The sequence below is a fragment of the Clostridium puniceum genome (assembly GCF_002006345.1).
In the GTDB taxonomy this organism is placed as follows: Bacteria; Bacillota; Clostridia; order Clostridiales; family Clostridiaceae; genus Clostridium; species Clostridium puniceum.
The window spans coordinates 1-1,816 of record NZ_LZZM01000085.1; the positions used below are offsets into that span (position 1 = coordinate 1).

The 1,816-nt window shown below is 29.7% G+C and carries 1 protein-coding gene; it reads right to left on the reverse strand.

Annotation, left to right across the window (positions count from 1 at the left end; all coding sequences use genetic code 11):
* Positions 1–1,816: non-ribosomal peptide synthetase (locus CLPUN_RS06650; RefSeq protein WP_143328991.1), on the reverse strand; the 1,816-nt coding region annotated here is incomplete at both ends.

The window sequence follows — 1,816 nt, forward strand, 5'->3', positions numbered from 1 at the left end:
TTGCCAAATCTCCTGTCTTATACATTTTTGTCTCCAGTTCAAAAGGATTGTCTACAAATTTTTCTCTAGTTAACTCTAAATTATTTAAATATCCTCTTGCAACACCATCACCGCCAACACATAATTCTCCTGGAATACCTATTGGTTTAAGTTCATTATCTTTTCCTAATATATATACAGTAGAATTACTTATAGGTTTTCCTATTGGAATATTATTTTCATAATTCTTTCCTATCAGGAACGTAGTTGAAAATGTAGTATTTTCAGTCGGACCATATCCATTTATTATTTTTAAGTTTTTATTTCTATTTCGCACAAGATTTATGTGTTTTGGTGATAAGGCATCTCCACCTACTAACAAGTTTTTAATTCCCTTAAATATCTCTGGATTACTTTGGGATAACTGACTGAATAATGCAGAAGTTAACCATAACGTTGTTATTCCATATTTATCTAACTTATTCTCTAAAATTTCCGAATTTAAAACATCTTCTTTTTTAATTAAATATAATGAACCACCATTTAACAGTGAACCCCATATTTCGAAAGTTGATGCATCAAATACTACAGATCCAGTTTGTAATATACGGTCGCTTTTCTTTAAGTTTAGATAATTTGTATTCTTAACTAACCTAACTACATTTCTGTGTTCTACTAAAACTCCTTTTGGCATTCCAGTTGAACCTGAAGTATATATTACATAAGCAAGATCTCTGGAAGTATTTATTTTTTCAATATTTTCTTTGCTAGAAGCATAATTTTCTTGGTTTTCTAAATCTATTATTTCGCCTTCAAAATTTATATCTTTTAGCAAACTTTTTTTAGTTAATAACAGTTCTGTCCTGCTATCTTTCAGCATATATTTTATTCTATCCTCTGGATACTCCGGATCTATTGGTAAATATGCTCCTCCTGCTTTTAAAATAGCCATTATTCCTATTATTGTTTCTAAGGAAGGCTCCACTATTATACCTACGATATTTTCTGCTTTTATCCCTTTTTCCCTTAAAACTCTTGCTAAAGAATTTGCTTTTTCATTTAATTCTCTATAAGTGAGTTCTTTTTCATCTAAGGATACTGCTATATCATTTTGTGCTTTATCTGCCTGTTCTTCAAATAGTTCCTGTATTGTAGACCACCTTGGGTATTCTGTTCTAGTGTTGTTAAACTCATATATTAATTTGTTTTCTTCTTCTTTGCTTAACATATTTATTTCATGTAGTTTGGCTTTTGGATTTAATACTATCTGTTCTAATATGTTAACAAAATGTTCCCACATCTTTTTAATAGTATTACTTCCAAATAACTTGCTACAATACTCTAAACTAAAGCTTATACCTTCCTTTATTTTCATTGCCGTTAATGTTAGATCAAATTTTGCCATATTTAATTTTGGCTCAATAGATTTAATTTTTCCATTATCTTCCGAAATATTAAAATCTATATTTTCAAGTACAAACATTGTATCAAACAATGGATTTCGGCTAGCTTCTCTTGTTAAGTTCAACTTATCAAGTAATGTCTCAAATTGATATTCTGTGTTTTCAAAATCCCTTAGTGTGTTATTTTTTACTTCTTCCAGGAATTCTTTAAAAGTTTTATCTCCTTTTGGATAATTTCTTAAAGCTACAGTATTTACAAACATTCCCACTACATTTTCTAGTTCTGTTTGAGGCCTTCCTGCCTGAGCTGTTCCTACTATAATATCTTCTTGTCCACTATATTTTGACAACAGAATATTATATGCTGACAGAAGCACTGTATAAAGTGTTGCACCTGTCTCCTTAGCTATATTATTTAATTTATCTGCTGTTGC